Annotated in this window: 21 protein-coding genes and 1 tRNA gene; 9 read left to right on the forward strand and 13 right to left on the reverse strand. The window is 60.8% G+C overall.

Features of this window, described 5'->3' with window-relative positions:
* The first annotated feature begins 320 nt into the window (after positions 1 to 320).
* Together CPA42_RS02670 and CPA42_RS02675 are read left to right on the forward strand one after the other, a co-directional pair.
* The gene (locus CPA42_RS02670) at positions 321 to 1718 is read left to right on the forward strand and encodes a UTP--glucose-1-phosphate uridylyltransferase (protein ID WP_002516708.1); all 1398 of its coding nucleotides are present in this window, start codon (positions 321 to 323) and stop codon (positions 1716 to 1718) included.
* Complete coding sequence (locus tag CPA42_RS02675) at positions 1715 to 2086, forward strand: hypothetical protein (protein ID WP_002518790.1); 372 nt, start codon at positions 1715 to 1717, stop codon at positions 2084 to 2086. The genes CPA42_RS02670 and CPA42_RS02675 overlap by 4 nt, the downstream gene beginning before the upstream one ends.
* Before the next feature lie 22 nt (positions 2087 to 2108).
* On the opposite strand, the gene mscL is transcribed toward CPA42_RS02675, so the two are convergent.
* The 4 genes from mscL to CPA42_RS02695 form a co-directional block, all read right to left on the reverse strand.
* A complete protein-coding gene (gene mscL, locus CPA42_RS02680) occupies positions 2109 to 2477 on the reverse strand; it encodes a large conductance mechanosensitive channel protein MscL (protein ID WP_002516650.1) in 369 nt (122 codons plus the stop codon).
* Positions 2478 to 2577: 100 nt separating this feature from the next.
* Positions 2578 to 3153 carry an SAF domain-containing protein gene (locus CPA42_RS02685; RefSeq protein ID WP_008599056.1) on the reverse strand — a complete coding sequence of 192 codons (576 nt, stop codon included), beginning with the start codon at positions 3151 to 3153 and terminating at the stop codon, positions 2578 to 2580.
* 160 nt (positions 3154 to 3313) lie between these two features.
* Positions 3314 to 3616, reverse strand: a complete 303-nt coding sequence (locus CPA42_RS02690; protein ID WP_002522255.1) for an FmdB family zinc ribbon protein — start codon at positions 3614 to 3616, stop codon at positions 3314 to 3316.
* 77 nt (positions 3617 to 3693) lie between these two features.
* Complete coding sequence (locus CPA42_RS02695) at positions 3694 to 4281, reverse strand: 5-formyltetrahydrofolate cyclo-ligase (RefSeq protein ID WP_002516638.1); 588 nt, start codon at positions 4279 to 4281, stop codon at positions 3694 to 3696.
* Positions 4282 to 4390: 109 nt separating this feature from the next.
* Between CPA42_RS02695 and CPA42_RS02700 the strand changes: the two genes are divergently transcribed.
* The 4 genes from CPA42_RS02700 to CPA42_RS02715 all read left to right on the forward strand — a co-directional run bounded on the left by CPA42_RS02700 (position 4391) and on the right by CPA42_RS02715 (position 7574).
* The gene (locus CPA42_RS02700) at positions 4391 to 5698 is read left to right on the forward strand and encodes a MoeA family protein (RefSeq protein ID WP_002516639.1); all 1308 of its coding nucleotides are present in this window, start codon (positions 4391 to 4393) and stop codon (positions 5696 to 5698) included.
* A 67-nt stretch (positions 5699 to 5765) separates the two neighbouring features.
* A complete protein-coding gene (locus CPA42_RS02705; RefSeq protein ID WP_002525190.1) occupies positions 5766 to 6410 on the forward strand; it encodes a GNAT family N-acetyltransferase in 645 nt (214 codons plus the stop codon).
* Positions 6411 to 6491: 81 nt separating this feature from the next.
* A complete protein-coding gene (locus CPA42_RS02710) occupies positions 6492 to 7286 on the forward strand; it encodes a hypothetical protein (RefSeq protein WP_002516709.1) in 795 nt (264 codons plus the stop codon).
* A gap of 215 nt (positions 7287 to 7501) precedes the next feature.
* Positions 7502 to 7574, forward strand: a tRNA-Ala gene (locus CPA42_RS02715).
* 450 nt (positions 7575 to 8024) lie between these two features.
* Here the strand turns inward: CPA42_RS02715 and CPA42_RS02720 are convergent.
* The 6 genes from CPA42_RS02720 to moaA are packed head-to-tail and all read right to left on the reverse strand — an operon-like array spanning position 8025 to position 12225.
* A complete protein-coding gene (locus CPA42_RS02720) occupies positions 8025 to 8702 on the reverse strand; it encodes a TorD/DmsD family molecular chaperone (RefSeq protein WP_002516721.1) in 678 nt (225 codons plus the stop codon).
* Positions 8699 to 9136 carry a cyclic pyranopterin monophosphate synthase MoaC gene (gene moaC / locus CPA42_RS02725; protein WP_002518796.1) on the reverse strand — a complete coding sequence of 146 codons (438 nt, stop codon included), beginning with the start codon at positions 9134 to 9136 and terminating at the stop codon, positions 8699 to 8701. Before moaC ends, CPA42_RS02720 begins: the two co-directional genes overlap by 4 nt.
* Before the next feature lie 13 nt (positions 9137 to 9149).
* Complete coding sequence (locus tag CPA42_RS02730; RefSeq protein ID WP_002518797.1) at positions 9150 to 10511, reverse strand: molybdopterin molybdotransferase MoeA; 1362 nt, start codon at positions 10509 to 10511, stop codon at positions 9150 to 9152.
* Positions 10481 to 10903 (reverse strand): molybdenum cofactor biosynthesis protein MoaE, encoded by a 423-nt coding sequence (locus CPA42_RS02735; RefSeq protein WP_002516732.1) that lies wholly within the window; start codon positions 10901 to 10903, stop codon positions 10481 to 10483. The genes CPA42_RS02730 and CPA42_RS02735 overlap by 31 nt, the downstream gene beginning before the upstream one ends.
* Entirely contained in the window at positions 10904 to 11143 is a 240-nt protein-coding gene (locus CPA42_RS02740; RefSeq protein ID WP_002516690.1) for a MoaD/ThiS family protein, read from the reverse strand.
* Positions 11144 to 11145: 2 nt separating this feature from the next.
* The gene (gene moaA / locus CPA42_RS02745) at positions 11146 to 12225 is read right to left on the reverse strand and encodes a GTP 3',8-cyclase MoaA (protein ID WP_002516682.1); all 1080 of its coding nucleotides are present in this window, start codon (positions 12223 to 12225) and stop codon (positions 11146 to 11148) included.
* A 203-nt stretch (positions 12226 to 12428) separates the two neighbouring features.
* Between moaA and CPA42_RS02750 the strand changes: the two genes are divergently transcribed.
* From CPA42_RS02750 to CPA42_RS02760, 3 genes are all read left to right on the forward strand, one after another.
* The gene (locus tag CPA42_RS02750; RefSeq protein ID WP_002518798.1) at positions 12429 to 12857 is read left to right on the forward strand and encodes a TOBE domain-containing protein; all 429 of its coding nucleotides are present in this window, start codon (positions 12429 to 12431) and stop codon (positions 12855 to 12857) included.
* On the forward strand, positions 12854 to 13633 hold the full coding sequence (modA, locus tag CPA42_RS02755) for a molybdate ABC transporter substrate-binding protein (protein WP_002516669.1): 780 nt from the start codon (positions 12854 to 12856) through the stop codon (positions 13631 to 13633). The genes CPA42_RS02750 and modA overlap by 4 nt, the downstream gene beginning before the upstream one ends.
* 159 nt (positions 13634 to 13792) lie before the next feature.
* Positions 13793 to 15571: an ABC transporter permease gene (locus CPA42_RS02760; RefSeq protein WP_002516717.1), complete on the forward strand. Its 1779-nt coding sequence runs from the start codon at positions 13793 to 13795 to the stop codon at positions 15569 to 15571.
* Here CPA42_RS02760 and CPA42_RS02765 read toward each other — a convergent pair.
* The 3 genes from CPA42_RS02765 to narJ form a co-directional block, all read right to left on the reverse strand.
* Positions 15505 to 16125, reverse strand: coding sequence for a helix-turn-helix transcriptional regulator (locus CPA42_RS02765; RefSeq protein WP_002518799.1), 621 nt, complete (start codon positions 16123 to 16125; stop codon positions 15505 to 15507). The genes CPA42_RS02760 and CPA42_RS02765 overlap by 67 nt on opposite strands.
* A gap of 100 nt (positions 16126 to 16225) precedes the next feature.
* Positions 16226 to 16939, reverse strand: a complete 714-nt coding sequence (gene narI / locus CPA42_RS02770) for a respiratory nitrate reductase subunit gamma (protein WP_002516742.1) — start codon at positions 16937 to 16939, stop codon at positions 16226 to 16228.
* Positions 16936 to 17526, reverse strand: a complete 591-nt coding sequence (narJ, locus tag CPA42_RS02775; protein WP_002518800.1) for a nitrate reductase molybdenum cofactor assembly chaperone — start codon at positions 17524 to 17526, stop codon at positions 16936 to 16938. Before narJ ends, narI begins: the two co-directional genes overlap by 4 nt.
* Positions 17527 to 17556: the final 30 nt, after the last annotated feature.

The raw sequence follows: 17556 nt of genomic DNA on the forward strand, positions 1-17556 counted from the left end.
AGAGTAGTCCGGCAGGGCCGCCTGGACCAACCTCAGACCCCATAGTGTCGTAAAACCAGGTTGTCGACGGTCCCGTCGTACCTGCCGCCAACTCAGCTGATTCGCCGCAATCTATCGAGCAAAGCATGGCGGGTTATCCGGAGTAGCCCGTCTTGACCCGCGTCGGGCTGGGCAGGTTATCTCGATCAGCCGACGAGCTCGTGGTCCTGGCAACCTGGCGCACCGACGACGTAGTGGCGTGCTCTGGCCTGTCAGTGGGCTCTTCTCGGTACATCTTCTCGGTACAATGACGGCGTTCGTTAACACGCAAGGGGGCCAGGATGAGTGAAGAAGGACTTGCGGCTGCACGCCAGAAGATGACCGAGGCAGGTGTCGATCCTGTCGCCATCGAGGTCTTCACTTCCTACTACCACCAGCTCGAGACCGGCGATACCGGACTCATCCGCGAGGACACCATCTCACCGCTCACGAATCCGCCAATGCTCGACGACGTTGAGGTCAGCGAGGAGCAGGCTGCTGAGGCCCTCGACAAGACCGTCATCATCAAGCTCAATGGCGGGCTCGGAACCTCGATGGGCCTCGACCGAGCTAAGTCGCTGCTCGAGGTTCGTGACGGCAAGTCCTTCCTCGACATCATCGCTACCCAGGTGCTCTCGGCTCGCAAGACTTTCGGCGCTCGATTGCCGCTGATGTTCATGAATTCCTTCAATACCCGCGAGGACACCCTCAAGGCCCTCGAGAAATATCCAGAGTTGGCTGTCGACGGCCTAGAGCTCGACTTCCTGCAGGATCAGGAGCCTAAGCTCGACGCTGAGACCCTCGCCCCGGTTGAGTGGCCGAAGGACTCCTCCCTCGAGTGGTGTCCTCCGGGTCACGGCGACCTCTACACCGCTCTGCTTGGATCCGGCGTCCTCGACCATCTGCTCGAGGCTGGATACCAATACGCCTCGGTATCCAACGGTGACAATCTTGGTGCCGTTCCGGACGGTCGTCTCGCCGGCTGGTTTGCGGCGTCGGGTGCTCCCTACGCTGCCGAGTTGTGCCGCCGCACTATTAACGACAAGAAGGGTGGCCACCTGGCCATTCGTAAGTCTGATGATCAGCTCATCCTGCGCGATACGGCACAGACAGCAGAAGAGGAAATGGATTACTTCACCGACGAGCATCGTCACCCCTTCTTCCACACCAACAATCTGTGGTTTGACCTTGAAGCCCTCAAGAAGGTGCTGGACGAGCGACACGGCGTGATGGGCCTGCAAATTATTCGCAACGAGAAGACGGTCGACCCGAAGGATTCCTCGTCGACTCCTGTCATCCAGATTGAGTCCGCTATGGGGGGCGCTATCGAGGTCTTTGAAGGCGCTACCTGTATCTGTGTTCATCGGTCCCGGTTCTTGCCGGTCAAAACGACCAACGAGCTGCTGCTGCTTCGGTCTGATGTTTATGACCTCGACGATTCGGACCACCTCGTCAAGACCACCGACATGACCTGCGCAGTCGATCTTGACAAGGATTTTTATAAAAAGATTGGTGATTTCGACGATCGCATCCCTGAACCGCCATCGCTGCGCCGCGCCACCTCGCTGAAGGTCAAAGGAGACTGGACCTTTGGTTCGGAGGTTGTCGTTGCGGGGGATGTTTCGCTGGATACTGAGAAGCCTCAGACGATTCCGGACGGGACCGTGCTCACTGGCGAAGTCCTTGGCGCGAAAAAGTGACACCGGATCGACAATGCTGGGAGGCGGTGGCCGCGGTCTTGACCGGACAGCGACTTACCGCTCCTGACAACCCAGGATGGCAGGCCGTCGACGTCGTGGAGTGGCTGGCCGAGGAAGGGTGGCCGGCGAACCGGCTGGCGAACAGGCGCGCCGAATTCCAGCAAGCCGGGCGATCTTGGCCCGGCCCGATTCCCGACGATTTGTCCCCAGGCCTGGAGTTCGCTCGCTACGGAGCGGTACTAGCCCAGGCGCGTCGGATCGCTGGGCTAGATGGCTTAACTGCTACGGTCCACCGGGGCGCGGTGGTCATTGGGCCAGACGAAGCTCGTCTGTTAGCCGAGCGTCCACCGCACAGCTTATTGCACTGAGTCTGGCAGCTCTGGCGTGTCCTCACTTGACCGGACGGGAACGCAGTTCGTCGCGAATCTCGATGAGTAGGTCGGCGGTGGTGGGGGCAGCCACTGGTTCGTCTTTGGTGCGCTTGAGCTTCTCCGTAGCCAGCTCGATGGGCTTAATGAGCCCGAAATAAATGACGAAGGACATGACGAAGAAGGAGATGACGTCGGTGATGAAGGCACCGACGTGGACCCCGCCTGGAACCCAGCCAGAGAAGTTCGGGGTGCCGCCCAGCTTGCCGATCAAGTCCATGATGATTGTCGTAAACGATTTGACGACGGTGGAAAATGCGCCGCCAAGGATGAATGCGACGGCTAGTTCAATGAGATTACCGCGCATCAGAAAATCTTTGAATCCCTTCATAGGGCTCCCTTCGGGTTGGTGTGCTGCCCGCAAACTAAAACCGTAACGGTACTGGGAAGGCGTCGCTAATACTCTTCGCTGTGTCTGGTGAGCTGCACATTCACTCCACCACCAATCCTAAAGGCTGTCCCTGGCCAGCTACCGCGATTGCTGCGGCATCGGCCGACCCGGTGGACACAACGACGAGCTCCGTTGACGGAGAGCCTTGGATGAGTCCGCCCCCGCTGGTAGGCAGGCTCCGAATGATGGCGCCGCGCGTCAGGACGTGCGGAGTTCCGTCCTCGCTAGGAGAGACAACGGATACCCGCTGGCCTACCTGCAACATTCCGACCATTGATGAGTCGGCCAAGTGAATGCCGACGAGTGCTTTTCCAGACCCTACGGCGGACCCGGAGAGGACCGCTGAGGACGTCAAAATCGTTCCCTCGGTGATCCGTATCGATGCTTGGCGGCCTTCCACTTGCGCAAGAGTGGCCGTTTCGTGGGGGAGAACACCAGGATCGATCCGGACGGTGTGAAGGTCAGAGCGTTGGATGACGCGACCGCCCTCAATGGCGTGCGCGGCGACGATGACCTCACGTCCAGATGACGAGGCTGCCATTCCTGGGGATGCTACTAGAAGCACTGCGAGGGCCGCGAGAAGCGCGGCTAACCCGCGTCGGTGACGGGCCACCATGACGTGCACACGTCGCCGCGCAGGTTTATGGGTACGGCTTAGGCGTCGGGGATCCTGGGAGTACTTCGCTGTCAGTCTCACACCCACAGTTATCGGCAGGGGAGAGCAGATTTTTCAGTTATCCACAGGGCAATTTTGACGTGTTTGAGCCAAGCTCATGTCAGGATGCGCTCTCGGAGGCTTTCGCCGTCGAGGAAGATGAGGACGAGGCCGGTTCAGACTTCGTCGAGGGCTCTGAGGCCGTTGGCGAAGAGCTATCCCCGGTGGCTGCCTTTGATGCGCCCTTGGTGTGATTGTCGGTGGAGTAGAACCCTGAACCTTTGAAAACCACCCCGACCGCGCTGAAGACCTTGCGCAGATCACCCTCGCAGGACGGGCAGATAGTCAACGACGGGTCGCTGAACCTTTGCACAACCTCGAGGTCACGGCCGCAGTCATTGCATTGGTATTGGTAGGTGGGCATGGTCTCCTCGTTCTGGCGGTATCGGGCGCCTGTCGAATGATAGGCGTGTTACGGGGTACCAGGAAATCTCGGACCACTTACTGGCCCAGCATGTGCAGTCCACTGGGGGTAAGAGCCGCCGTGACAGACTCGTCCCATGGGTCGTGGGGTACCTCGTCAAGGATCTCGTCGTCATTGACGACCGCCCACACTGGAACGTCATCGGCCCGGTGGGCAAGGACGCGGTCGTACCAGCCACCGCCCACTCCGACGCGGTATCCGGATCGATCGACGAAGAGTGCCGAGCACAGCACCACCTCGACCTGGTCGATCGCCGAGGCAGGGAGAATAGGGGCTATCGGCTCGGGGATCTGCCACAGACCAGTCCGTACGTTCTTGCTGTCGTACCACGCCCACGCCGGTTCATGGAGGGAGCGACCATGACCGTCAGTCAGAACGGGTGCCAGTACCTTCTTGCCCATCATGATGAGAGTGTCGGCGAGATCCACGGTGTCGGGTTCATCACTACGAGAGAGGTAAAGGGCGACCTTGTGAGCCCATAGCAACCGGCTCATAGCATGTTCGGTGCGCCGATCGTCGCGGCTCATCCGCGTTCGGTGATCCAATGCGGCACGATGAGCCAGGCAGCGACGTCGTAACTCCTCCTTGCCGCTTCGAGGATCCACTCCGGCGGGTCTCCTATCTGACGGAACATGGTCTGTCGTCACTGACTCATGCTACGCCCTAGCCGAGTCGCTGCCAGGCAGACGGCAGAACGCCCTCTAGGGTGATGCTATGGCGTTGTTCCACAGGAAGAAGCAGGTCGAGGCCCCCGAACCCGAAGCGGAGCCCCTCGGCCTGCCAGGAGCGCCGGAGACAGATATGTCAGGTCGTCGGTCTGTCGACGATCATCGTGACTACCTATGCAGCTTGGTGCAGGCCGTCCCACCAGTAGCCGTGGAGGTGCCGAGAGCTGTCGGTCTGGCTGTTTGTGAGGACGTTCATGCGCCCCATGACGTTCCAGTCGTGACGACGGCGGTCATTGATGGCTACGCCCTCGACTCGGCGTCGACTCGAATGGCCGGACGTCCCGATGCCGTTGAGATCCAGGTGGATCGACGCCCACCTAGCCCGGTAATCCCTGGTACTGCTGTGCGGGTCATGGCTGGATCGCTGCTTCCTGAGGGGACCGACTGCGTCTTACCACCGGATCTGCTCAATGTCGACGGCGACATTGTGTTGTTTTCTCCGGTGAAGAGATGGGCCGGTGCCCGACTCGCGGGCTCGGATTACGGCCGCGGCGAGGTTCTGGTACGTAACGGGACGATCCTGCACCCAGGTATCATCTCGGTGCTCGCTTCGGCCGGAATCGACGAGGTGTTCGTCCGTCCGCGCCCCAAGGTCGTCATTGTTGCGGTGCGCGCTGATGAGGACCAACGTGCGGAGATTGAGCGGAAGGCGCGGGCCAATGGTGCCGAGGACATTGCCTCTCTTGATGCCACTGCTGCTGCCATCGAGTCTGCTACCCGAGCACTCGATGTGAATGTCACTGTCGTCTCCACCAACACCTCCAGTGACAGTGAGTTGACGCGATTGCTGGCGAATGCTGGACGTGGGGCTGACCTCGTGATCGCCACGAGCGACCGGATAGTTGTGGGTCAGCAGGACCCCGTGCCATCGGTGTTGCCACCGATGGGAGGTACTGACTTCGCCAGGGTGGCGATGGAGCCGGGCGCAAATCAAGTGTTCGCCCTGATAGATCCCGGTTTGGTCCCTCTCATCGTCTTGCCGGTCGGGCCTGGGCCAGCTCTGGTCTCCTTCATGGCCTTTGTGCAGCCTCTGCTGCGCAAATTGTCCGGGCTTCCGCCGGTCGAGGAGCTCAAGGCTGAGACAGATCGACCGATTGCGCGGCATCCGGAATCCACCACGTTCGTTCCAGTACGTCTAGCACGGGTGGGTGGCCGCCCGGTGCTATCGCGAGCAGGAATGGGCGACGTCACCCACGTTGTCGATTTGTCGATGGCCGATGCCATCGCTGTTGTCGGGGCGGGGGATGAGCCAGTTCCTACCGGCATGCCGCTGACCTGTTGGCGATTGGGGTGATGTCGTGGCCTCGCCTCGTATGCCGTGGGGAGTGTCGATGCCGCGGCATCACCACTGGCCAGTGACTATGCAGGCTGGCGGGGTTGTGCTGCGCCCGATGCGGCGTGCTGACGAGGCGAGGTGGACGACGACACGGGAGCTCGATTGGGACTGGCTAGGCCCGTGGGAGGCCACCAAGCCTCCTGGCTCTCATGAGCGGGTTGGCGGCTACCGCATGATGATTACCCGAAATCGCCGGCGTGCCAAAGAAGGCACATTTTTGCCGTGGGCGATTGGGTGGGATGATGGTTGGCCCGATCGTCCTGCCCTGAACCGAGACACTACGCCCCTTATCGGGCAATTGACGGTGTCGTCGATTTCGTTGGGATCTGCGATGTCGTGCTCAATGGGCTATTGGGTGGCTTCCGCCTACGCCGGTAGGGGGGTTGCACCGACCGCGGTGGCGTTGGCGTGCGATTACGTCTTTCAGGTTATGGGATTGCACCGCGTCGAGATCTGCGTGCGGCCAGAGAACACGAAGAGTTTGCGCGTCGTTGAAAAACTTGGCCTGGCAGAGGAGGGGATGCGGCCGGCATACTTGCATATCGATGGTCAGTGGCGCGACCATCGTGTGTTCCGCTTATTAACTGACGATTATCCCGGCGGAGTGCTGCGCAACTACCTGGTCAACCACCTTCTTCCCGGGTTTGCGCTGGAGGAGGACGAGGGCTGAACCACATCGTTGTGATTCGTTTCCCGACACTCCGGTTGTGGTCCCCGCGACACACCGAAGCATCCCCGTAGCGTGTCATTTGTGCAAGCCCTCCAAGCTGTCCTCATCGCTATCGTTCTCGTAGGATGGATCGCCTACCTTGTCCCTATGGTTGTCAATCGACGACGGTCTCAAGAGGTTACTGACGACAAGCACGAGGACTTTCCGGACACTATGAGCGTGGTGTCTCGGGGCTCTTGCACAGTCACTCCTAACGACACCGACGAGAATCCTCGGGTGGAGCTGTCCACCCCATACACAAGGTCTTATGCACGTTGGGATCTGAGGCGTTCATGGGCGGTAGCTGCCCGACGGCGGATGACGACAATGTTGGTGTTATTGGGGCTGACGGCGCTGGCGATGGTGCTTGCTATTACTGACGTGACGCCGTGGTGGCTGGTCGCCATCTTCGTACTGTTGTTGGTGGGCTTCTTTGCCCTTGCCCGCTGGTCTGTGGTGGCCATGGCCAAGCGTTTCGATCGCAGGTACGCGCTCATCGATAAGGGATGGGACGAGGACACGGTGGAATTGGAGGTGGGTACGGAACCCTTTCGCGCCGAGGACGAGCCCACCTCCTGGACGATCGACCTCGACCGCCCAGTGACAGCTCCGGAAGGTTCACTGTGGGACGACGTCGTCGTCACTGCTCCGACCTATGTTTCGACGCCGCTGGGTGCTCGGACGGTCCGCACTATTGACCTGTCCGCGCCCGGACCAGTTCCCGGTCAGGTCGACACTCCTGTCGTTGCCGAGAAGCCGGTCGAGCGGTCCGACGGTGAGCATGTTGCGGAGGCTCACGAAGGTCCCTCGGGGATCGTCGGAGTTGCGTCGGCCTGAACCGAGTTCTGGCGACATGGGATTGACACAATGACACTTGTGTTGCCCATGTCGTCCTGGGCAGAGCCCGTGCGGTGCCCAGGTGGTGGCCGGCGGGGTTATCGGCACTGTTGTGTGGAGGCTGATCGTCAGGGCTTCGAAGTTAACGTGGCCTACGCCGAATGATTCGTAGCATGGCGCGGGTTGCCCAGGTGTGGTAGCGTAGCCGCGTTGTTGGGGCATTGGCGCAGTTGGTAGCGCGTCTCGTTCGCAATGAGAAGGTCAGGGGTTCGAATCCCCTATGCTCCACTGTTCGGTGGTGAAACGCCGCTGACAAGCGTAAACAGTCGGGCGTGGTAGCCGGAAGTGGTAGAAATAGCCGCTACAAGGTCGGTAGGGGTATAGCTTTCCAGCGTGGTCGTCGCGTGGCGTGCGAAGTATAAGGGTTCTTGTTATCAGACGAGGACACCTAGCGGCGAGGCGAATGAGTATATGAGTCATCGTGGCGTATTTGTGGGCAACGGCGGTTGGTCAGAGGTGGTGTTACTCGGCAGCAGGCGCGAAGTCGTCACAGCGCTAATTTGACAAGGCTTTTGCTGTGGGGAGCTAGCACGCAGTAGTACTCGGGGGTGGACGCTGGGGATCACCAACTGCGCTACGTAGCGTGGCCCGGCTTAAGGCAGGCAGGCGTGTTGTGCGTCTAAGAACAGCCAGTCTCCGACCCCGTCAATACCTCGGTGTCGATCTGCTATTGATGAGCTACGTCACACTGTCTAAACATCGGTCGAACTCGTCAAGTGTAGCGATAGTGAGTAGGGCGACCCCTTTCATGAAGGAGGTTTGGGCTTGCTCACTGACACGTGACAGGAACGATGGTGCCCAGGCGAGCACGTGGGTGCGTAAGAAATTGGCGACTATCGCGAGCGTCTGGTGACTCTCGTCAGCGTGACCGTCTTCTCGGGCATCCAAAACGCGTAAACATCCCTGGGCCAAGAACTCCAATTCCAGACCGATGTGATCGTCAGGTTCGCGGTGGAGATGAGGTGCGGCAAGCCCGAGACGGGCGTAGGCGGCACGCACTTGCAGGGTGTGTTCGTCGAAGACCAGCCCCTCCCGGTTGCGATGCGCTGACTCGTAAGGTGGCACCAGGGCGACTGCGGAGTCACCGTAGAGGTGGTCGTGGTCGGCGACCACGACCTGTCGAGACTCTGCCTCTTCGCGTGAAAGCCGCCACATCTGCAGGCCTTCTTCCATCCGGCTGGGTGACCGGGGGCGGCTCAGTGGCCACTCGTCGATCATCTGCAGCAACTCATGGAGGTGATCAGCGTCAGGGACTTGATAGTGCAAAGAACCTAGGATGGTGAACACTGCCGCGAACTGGTCCAGCTCGTCGTCGAGAGAACCGGTGACGGGTTCTGTCACCTGCTCGGGGCTCATTGGTCGTCGCTCCTGGTCCACTCGCCGCTGCGTCCACCGGCTTTGTGAGTGATCACCGCGTGCTCGATGGCGAAGCCGCGATCGACTCCCTTGACCATGTCGGCGACGGTGAGGGCAGCCACCGTCACAGCGGTGAGCGCTTCCATCTCCACTCCGGTGAGATCGGTGGTACGGGTTGTGGCACGGATCCTTACCCGGTCAGGCTCCAGCCACAGGTCCACTTCTGCCCCGTGCACACCGATGCGGTGCGCCAGGGGGATGAGGTCTGGAGTGTGCTTGGTGGCCTGGATACCTGCGATGCGGGCCACGGCGAGGACGTCCCCTTTGGGGACCGATTCGTCGCGCAGGGCAGTCATGATCGGCTCGGAGCACACCACGCAGCATTCCGCCGTCGCCACGCGCACCGTGGGTGTCTTTGTCGTGACGTCGACCATGTGAGCCGATCCGTTACCACGCAGGTGGGTGAATGGGTTTGAGGTCATGTGTAACTCCTCCCGTCAGTAGGATGCTCAACTCGTCGCCGGAGTCCACGTGATCGATTCCGGGACCCGCCACCGCCAGGCCCTCTACCAGAGGCAGACTTGTCACTAAGTGGGATTTTGACCCCAGCGCGTGCACCGGCTCGACATTCTCGCCGTTCCAACACACTGGCATGAACTGAGTCTTGGCTGCTGGGGAGCGCCACGGAGCACCGGCTCGGGCACGTACCAGGCGACGTCCCAGCAGCGGGTCTATGGGTGCTGTCACTCCGGCGGGTGTCGCGTCAATGAGATCGGGTGACAGGCCGCGTAACCGTGCCAGCAGTGGGGCGACGTATACGTGGAAACTCACGTAGGCCCCGACCGGGTTGCCCGGTAGGGCGAGCACGGGCGTCTCGGCCACCATTCCAGCCCCTTGGGGGCCTCCGGGTTGCTGGGCCACATGGTGGAAGGTGAGTTCGGGCAGCCCCTGCCGCACGACCTCGTAGGCCCCCATGGAGATGCCTCCAGCTGTGACAATCAGGTCCACCCGCCAGGAGCGGACGAGTTCGCGCAGGCGTTCCGGGTCGTCGGGTACGCGGGTTTGCTCGACGACTCCTCCGTGTGTGCGCACCAGACCACCCAACATGATGCCGTTGGAATCGGGGATTTTGCCACGATGTAGCGGTTCACCAGCCCCGCCAAGCTCCGAACCTGTCGCAAGGACACCGACCCGAGGGGCCGGGTGAACTCGCAGACTGCCATGACCTACTGCGGCTGCAGCGGCCAGTGCCTCGGGGGTCAGTCTTCTCCCGGCAGGCAGCACCGTGGCGCCGGTGGCCAGAGCCTCACCACGGCGTCGCACATTGGCACCGGTTGAGGGGGTGCGAAAAATCGTCACCGTCGCGGGGGCGTCGACAGTTCCGGGAGCATGATCGGTGTCCTCCACCTTGATGACGGTGTCGGCGTTCTCGGGCATGCGGGCACCGGTCATGATGCGCTGGGCGGTTCCGGGGTCGAGAGGCCGGTGGGCGGGAGATCCGGCGGGTACGTCATTGGTGACCGGGAGCGTGACAGGGGTGTGCACAGTGGCCTCGGACACGTCGGCGTGACGCACCGCGAACCCGTCCATCGCAGAGTTGGTGAACGGCGGTACCGTCAGTCGGGCGGTAACTGGTTCGGCGCTGACTAGCCCCAGACACTCGGCCAGCGGTAGTTCGACTGTCTTGGGTGCGGTAGCCAGTGAGGAGACCAGTTGCAGGTGCCGTGCGATGCTCACTGGCTTTGGCGTCGTGGCGGGCACGCTGGAACGAGAGCTGCTCACGGCTCCTCCCCGGGCAGCCCGGCCCATTCGTGGGAGCCGTCAGTGAGCCATTGGCACTTCCACACCGGCAGGCTTTCCTTAACGGCGTCGACGAATTCACAGGCCGCCTCAAATGCTTGCCCGCGGTGGTCTGCCGACACGGCCACGACCATCGCTGTCCCGCCGACCTCCACGTGGCCGATTCGGTGCTCGGCAGCTACGCCGTGGACGCCATCGCGCGTGGCGCACTGTTCGACTAGGTCTGCCAAGATCTGCGTGGCATGGGGGTGGGCACTATAGTCGATGGCTGTAATGGACTGGCCGCCATCGTGGTTGCGAACCACTCCGGTGAAAGTCACGACAGCGCCACTGCGGTCGTCACTCACCAAGCTGACGACCTTGGCGACGTTCAGCGGCTCGTCACTGATCTTGGCGTGCATTCACCCTCCTGCAAATGGTGGAAGGACCTCAACCTGGGCTCTCGCGGGCACGATCTGTTCACCGCGGACAGCAGATCCGTCGACGAACAGGGTGCACACTCCCAGCAGTCGTCCCAAGCCCGGGTGCAGGTTACGAAGGTGGTCGAGTAACTGATTGACGGACAGGCCGGTTGGCGTCTCCACCGTCTCCTCACTGGTTCCGGCAGCCTCAGCTGTGCCGCCGTAGTAGTGCACTTGCATATTCACCCTCCAATGGCAGACATGCGACGCCGGGAGTTGGCAAAACTCCCGTTGTCAACCCCGTGGTGGGCGCTTTTGCACCACATTTCACCTTGCCATACGGCGATGATCTCGTCATCGCTGGCTCCTGAGCGTAGCAGGGAACGCAGATCGGCCTCTTGGTCAGCGAACAAGCAGTTGCGGATCTGGCCGTCGGCGGTGAGCCGGGTGCGCGAGCAGTTTGCGCAGAACGGTCGAGTCACTGAGGCGATGATCCCCAGCCATCCGGGGCGTGTGTGCCGCGAGCTCACCGACCAGCGTTGCGCGGGTGAGGAGCCGCGCGCAGCCTGGTCAGCGGTGATGCTGAAACCTGCATCTCGGACCACGGTGAGGATGTCGTCGGCACTGACGGTTGCCTCCCGTTTCCAGCCATTCGCCCCGATCGGCATGAACTCGATGAATCGTAGTTCTAGACCGCGGTCCAGGCAGAAAACGAGCAACTCGGGAATGTCACGGCGGTAGGAGTCGATCTGGGGGACGGCATTGATCTTGACTAATAGTCGTGCGGCGAGGGCTGCGTCGATCCCTGTCACGACGTCTGCGAGCCGGTCTCGTCGGGAGATGGTGGCAAACCGTTCGCGGTCCACGGTGTCCAGGGAGATGTTGACCCGATCTAGGCCGGCCTCGACGAGACCGTCGACACGCCGGTCCAGGCCGATCCCGTTGGTCGTTAGCGCGGTGATCGGTGGGGTACCGTTCGTGCGGCGCAGCGTCGACGTTGCGGCCACCAGGTTTTCCAGACTAGGGCGCAACAGGGGCTCCCCGCCGGTGAATCTCACCTTGGTGATGCCGAGTCGCTCGATCCCGATGCCAATGACACGGATGATCTCGTCGTCGGTGAGCAGGTCACGGTTGGCCAACCAGTCCATGCCTTCGGCGGGCATGCAATAGGTGCACCTCAGGTTGCAATGGTCGGTTACCGAGACCCGCAGGTCGGTAGCCAGCCGTCCGAAACGGTCCGGCAGACCATGGTGGGCGGCACTCTGGCCCGTCGCGGCGCTCATGACCTCACCGTCCTCCCGGTCTGCCTGTGGTGTGGTCATGTCATCGCTAACGTGGCCGAACTTCTGTCGACTCGAGGATATACGTCGGCACTGTACAGATGAAGTGAGCCAGAGCTCGTGAGCCCGACGCTAAGAGATTTTGCGGGTAAATGAGATAACCTATGTTCCAGATATTCGGATGAAGGCATCAAATTCTTCCGCGAATACGGAAATTATGGGCCACTTTTACGGAGTTTACCGATATGAGCATAATGAGTCCGCATCCTCCCTCCCATCGGGTTTCCGACGTGGCGGCCCTGCTAGGGGTCTCTGACGACACAGTGCGTCGCTGGATCGATCAGAGGCACGTTCGCGCCGCTAAAGACACCACAGGTCGACTTCGTGTGGACGGTGCCAGTCTTGCTGCGTTCCTCGTCACCCAGCAGCAGGAGCGTCAAGACCTCGCTGATGGCGCGCAGACCCAGTCGATGCGCAACCACATCCGGGGTATCGTTGCCAAGGTTATCAGCGACAAAGTGATGAGCCAGGTCGAACTGGTCACCGGCAACCTGAGCATTGTTTCACTGGTCTCCACCGAGGCCGTGCGTGAGCTCGGTCTGCAGGTCGGCTCGATCGCTGTAGCTCAGGTCAAGGCGACCAATGTGTCCCTTCAGCTACCCGTTACCAGGTGATCGAGATGTCAAGAGTCTCGCTGCGGACCTGCGCCATTGCAGCAGTAGCAGCGGTGTTGCTTGCGGCGTGCGGCAGTGGGCCGTCTTCTACCCAGCCCTCGGCAGCCCCGACGAGGTTGACCGTCTTTGCCGCTGCGTCCCTCACAAGGTCCTACGAGCAGATCGGCGAGCAATTTGAGCGCAAGTATCCCCGGGTCGACGTGCAGTTTTCCTTTGAAGGGTCCCAGAACCTGGTCGCCCAGATGGCCCAGGGGGCCCCGGCTGATGTCCTGGCCACCGCTGATCAAAGGAGCATGAACAAAGCGGTTGAGCAGAACTTAGTGAATGTCCCACGTCAGTTCGCCAGCAACGTGCTCACCCTTGTTACCCCTGCACATAATCCGGCGAGGGTGACCGGATTGAACTCTTCGCTGCGTGGCGCCAAGCTTGTCATATGCGCCCCAGAGGTGCCCTGCGGCAACGCGACGAGGAAACTCGCCAACAAGCTGGGCGTCACGTTGAAGCCGGTGAGCGAGGAACAGAAGGTCACTGATGTTCGGGGCAAAGTTGAGTCTGGGGAAGCCGATGTGGGGATCGTCTATCGCACGGACGCGCTCGCGGCTGGCAACAAAGTGGACGTGATACCGATCGGTCGAGCCAATGAGGTCGTCAATCATTACCCGATAGCGACCGCGGTCGGCGCCACCCACCAGGGCCTGGCTAAAAGGTTCGTCGAGTACGTGATGTCGGCTGATGCCCAGAAGATCCTCTCGGATGATGGGTTTTCCGGGCCGTGATAGGTGTGAAGCGACAGCCCGGTACCGGTTCCAATCGCCCTGCGAAGCGGACATGGGCGGTTACCGGGGAGACATCGCGGTGCGATGAACGAGTGTAGTGGTGCTGTGCATGGGACCATCAGTGTGAAAACCCGGCGCCGACTGTTCGATCCAGCCCCAATGCCGATGTGGATCGTTATCCTCGCCGTGGTGGGCATTTGCGTGCTCGTCCTGCCTTTGGTGGGGATGGGTAATGAAGTGCCTTGGGCTCGGATTCCGGCAATCATGGCCTCACCGGAGGCTCAGGATGCGCTGTGGTTGAGCGTGCGCACCTGTGTGATTGCCACGGTCATCGACGTGTTTCTGGGAGTACCTATTGCCCTGTTACTGGCCCGTGACTGGAACGGTGTAGCAGCGGTACGAGTACTTGTGCTGTTGCCGCTGTCGCTACCGCCGGTGGTCGCCGGTTTGGCCTTATTGGCGACATTTGGTAGACGCGGCATGATAGGGGCGTCGTTACACGCTGCAGGCATCTCCATCGCGTTCTCCACGGCGGCCGTCGTCATGGCACAGGTCTACGTCTCGTTACCCTTCCTTGTCACCGCACTTGAGTCGTCTATCCGAACCCGGTCGTGGAAGTTAGAGCAGACAGCCGCAGCCTTGGGAGCGGGGCCGTGGCGGGTACTCAGGACTATCACTATGCCCACTGTGGCCTCGGCTCTGGGACGTGGGACGGCGCTGGCTGCGGCTCGATGTTTGGGCGAGTTTGGGGCGACGATCACTTTCGCGGGATCGCTGCAGAGCGTCACCCGGACAATGCCGCTTCAAGTGTATTTGGCTCGTGAGACCGATTCGGATACTGCCATGGCGTTAGGGCTCGTCTTGGTGGTAGTCGGAGCGATAGTTGCGGGGCTCACCCAGTGGCAACCGAGTCAGCGATCGTGGCGACGAAACGAGCCACCGCTTGTGGAGGAAGGCCTGACGGGACAAGGAAATTATGAGCTGGCTGGCACTAGGGGGACTCCGTATGAGCAGCATGTCTGCGAGCAGAGTGATCCTGGGAAGGACCTGCCTGAACAATCGTCGATCACTACTAACTTGGGTACGAGTGCGGTGACTGTCTGGTCTCCCCAGGCTCATGACGATTCAGTGTCTCGAGTCAGGGGTGCGTCGGCCGGACATGAGCCGATCGGTTCAGCCGCAGCCGCGATCCACGTCGACGGGCAGGTGAGCGCTCGTTCATGGGACGTGAGGCTGGATGTCGAGCCCGGCGAGGTTGTCGCCGTCATGGGGCCTAACGGGGCGGGGAAGTCGACCCTTGCGAGTGTCGTGACTGGACTGCTTGCCTTGGATCGTGGTCGGGTGTGCATCGGCCGGCAGCTTGTTGACGCCGGGGATGGTCGCATCGTACTGCCTGGACGCCGCGGAGTTGGTTTGCTCACCCAGGACGCGCTCATCTTCGAGCACATGTCGGTGCTCGACAACGTCGCCTACGGTCCACGCTGTCATGGCTTAAGTCGAGCACAGGCGCAGAAGGTGGCCTATGCCCAACTCGCTGCGGTGGGATGCGCTCACCTTGCTGCACGTCGCGGTGGAGAACTCTCAGGTGGCCAGGCGGCGCTAGTAGGTCTGGCTCGGGCATTCGCCGTAGAACCGGCCGTTCTGGTACTCGACGAGCCCACTGCCGCACTTGACATTGACGCTCAGATACGAGTGCGCGACTTGCTGAAGTCTCAGTTGGATCGCACCAATATGACGGCTCTGATCATCACCCATGATGTCGCCGACACGATGACGGTGGCCGGACGATTGGTTGTTCTGGAGCACGGCCGGATCATCGAGGATGGCGTTGTGTCCCAGCTACTTGAGAACCCGAAAAAGGCTTTTACGGCTCAGCTCGCTGCGTTAGTGAAGTTCGGGGTCAGGACTAACTCACAGGGCGCGGAGTCTTCCTCGTGATGGAGCGTGACGTGCACGGAGTTACCCCCGGTGCGCTCGATCACCCGGTACAGCATGCCTTGCTGGATTGCCATGGCAACTGGATCGGTGTCATTGGGATCGACGAATGGACAAGCTCGAAGTATCAAAGCGGTTGGATTCGTCGGATGGGGCTCGGCGGAGAAACCGAAAGCCGTGAGGAACACGCGGATTTTCGTCATATGATCGGCCAGGCTGAATTTGTCACTGGGGGAGTGCTCCGTGTGATCCGGGACGTTGGCCATCGCTAAAGCGTCGTCGCCCAGGTGCTCTCCCAGGCTTCTCGCGGCGGCGACGGGATCGTCGCTGGTGTCGCGAATCCACCGGATTGTCGACCGGCTCAGGTGCCGTAACAGATCGGCCGGTGAATTTGGTCCGGACAAGGTCCGGCTCGTGTATCCCCAGTATGGACGGCCCCGGCCTGCTGCTGGGAGTTTCTCGCGTTCCACCAACCCCAAGGACACCAGTACGTTGAGGGGCTCCCGAATCGTGTTGACGTGTAACTTGGATTCTCTGGCTAAGTCGGTAATCGTCACTGGTCCCGCGTGGAGCGATACTTTTTTGAGGACTGACTGCTGGGCAGGGGTGAGCGATGCAATGGTGGTGAGAATTTCGCCTATTCCTTGCCCGCTCATATCACCATCCGTAGTGTCGCGATGAAGATCCCAGATGGCCGTTCTTGGACCTGTATATGACGTATGGCCTTGTCGGGTAGCTTACTGGTGCAGAAACGACGTGCACCAGCCGAGTGAATGGCCATACGCTGAACAGGACCATCCCAGCCATAACATGTAGCTTATAATCTAATGGTACCGTGGCCATTAGTTCTGGTCGAGGCTGAAACAGCGCGATGGAGCGGAACCATGGACCGATAGTATCGCGGTAATTGTAGCCGCCGACAATCATCTGCTGGTGTACGGTGGCCCAGCACCCCAGCGTGACTGTCAGAGTGAGCAGCACATAGGTGACGATGTCCATGGTGGTTGTCGTGAGGCGCACCGACTTTGTCATGAACCTGCGGTACAACAGCCCGAGGAGTCCGACGAGGGCCGCCAGCCCGGCTGCACTCCCCAGAACGGTCGCCATGACGTGATACGTGTCCTCGGTGATTCCGATGGTGGAAGTCCATGACTGGGGGATGACAAGTCCCAAGACGTGTCCCAGAAAGACGAAGAGGATCCCGAAGTGGAACAGTGGTGACGACCAGCGCAGGATGGACGGCTCGTTCCACTGGCTTGATCGGCTCGTCCATCCGAACTGATCAGTGCGGTACCGCCAGATCATCCCTCCGATGAGGAGGATGATCGACAGATAAGGCAGTACCAGCCATACCAATAGATTTGTGTTCACAACTGCCTCCCGAGGGTTGATACGGGATCCGTGGCGGCGAGACCTACCATCTCAACGGGCGGCCCCTGGCTGATGAGTTTCTGATAGCGGGCGAGGGTCTTCTTATCTAGAGGTGACAGGATGAGACACAAACCCTCTAGAAGGTGTGCGTAGGGACTAGACGCCGTGACCAGTGCTGATCTAATAACTTCCAACGCCTCTCGATTGGCGCGCAACAACGTGTCGCCCTCGCTGGCGCGTGCCGAGAACTCCAATACGACGGGCAGATAATCGGGCAACTCGTTGGCATGGTCCAACTCGAACCCGGCACTGCGCATGACTTCCCGGAATCCCAGGATTGCAGCCCCCCGTTCTCTGGTGTCGCCGGCTGAGTAATAGCTGAGGTACAGCGCACAACGTCGATGCTGGTCGAAGGTCTCGACGTAGTGCTCCTGTAGGGCACGCAGCCCCCAGCTCTCTGCCACACCGCAGAAGGCGGTAATTTCATCGGCTACCACGGCGGGCATGAGGTCGCGATCGTGGCGCACCGCCGTAATGATTTGGGTGAGTTGCTCGTCCGGGTAATCCAGTAGCAGACTCGTCGCCATGTGAACCACGCGGCGCTGGGCAAGAGAGGC

The organism is Cutibacterium acnes (assembly GCF_003030305.1).
GTDB classification, from domain to species: domain Bacteria; phylum Actinomycetota; class Actinomycetes; order Propionibacteriales; family Propionibacteriaceae; genus Cutibacterium; species Cutibacterium acnes.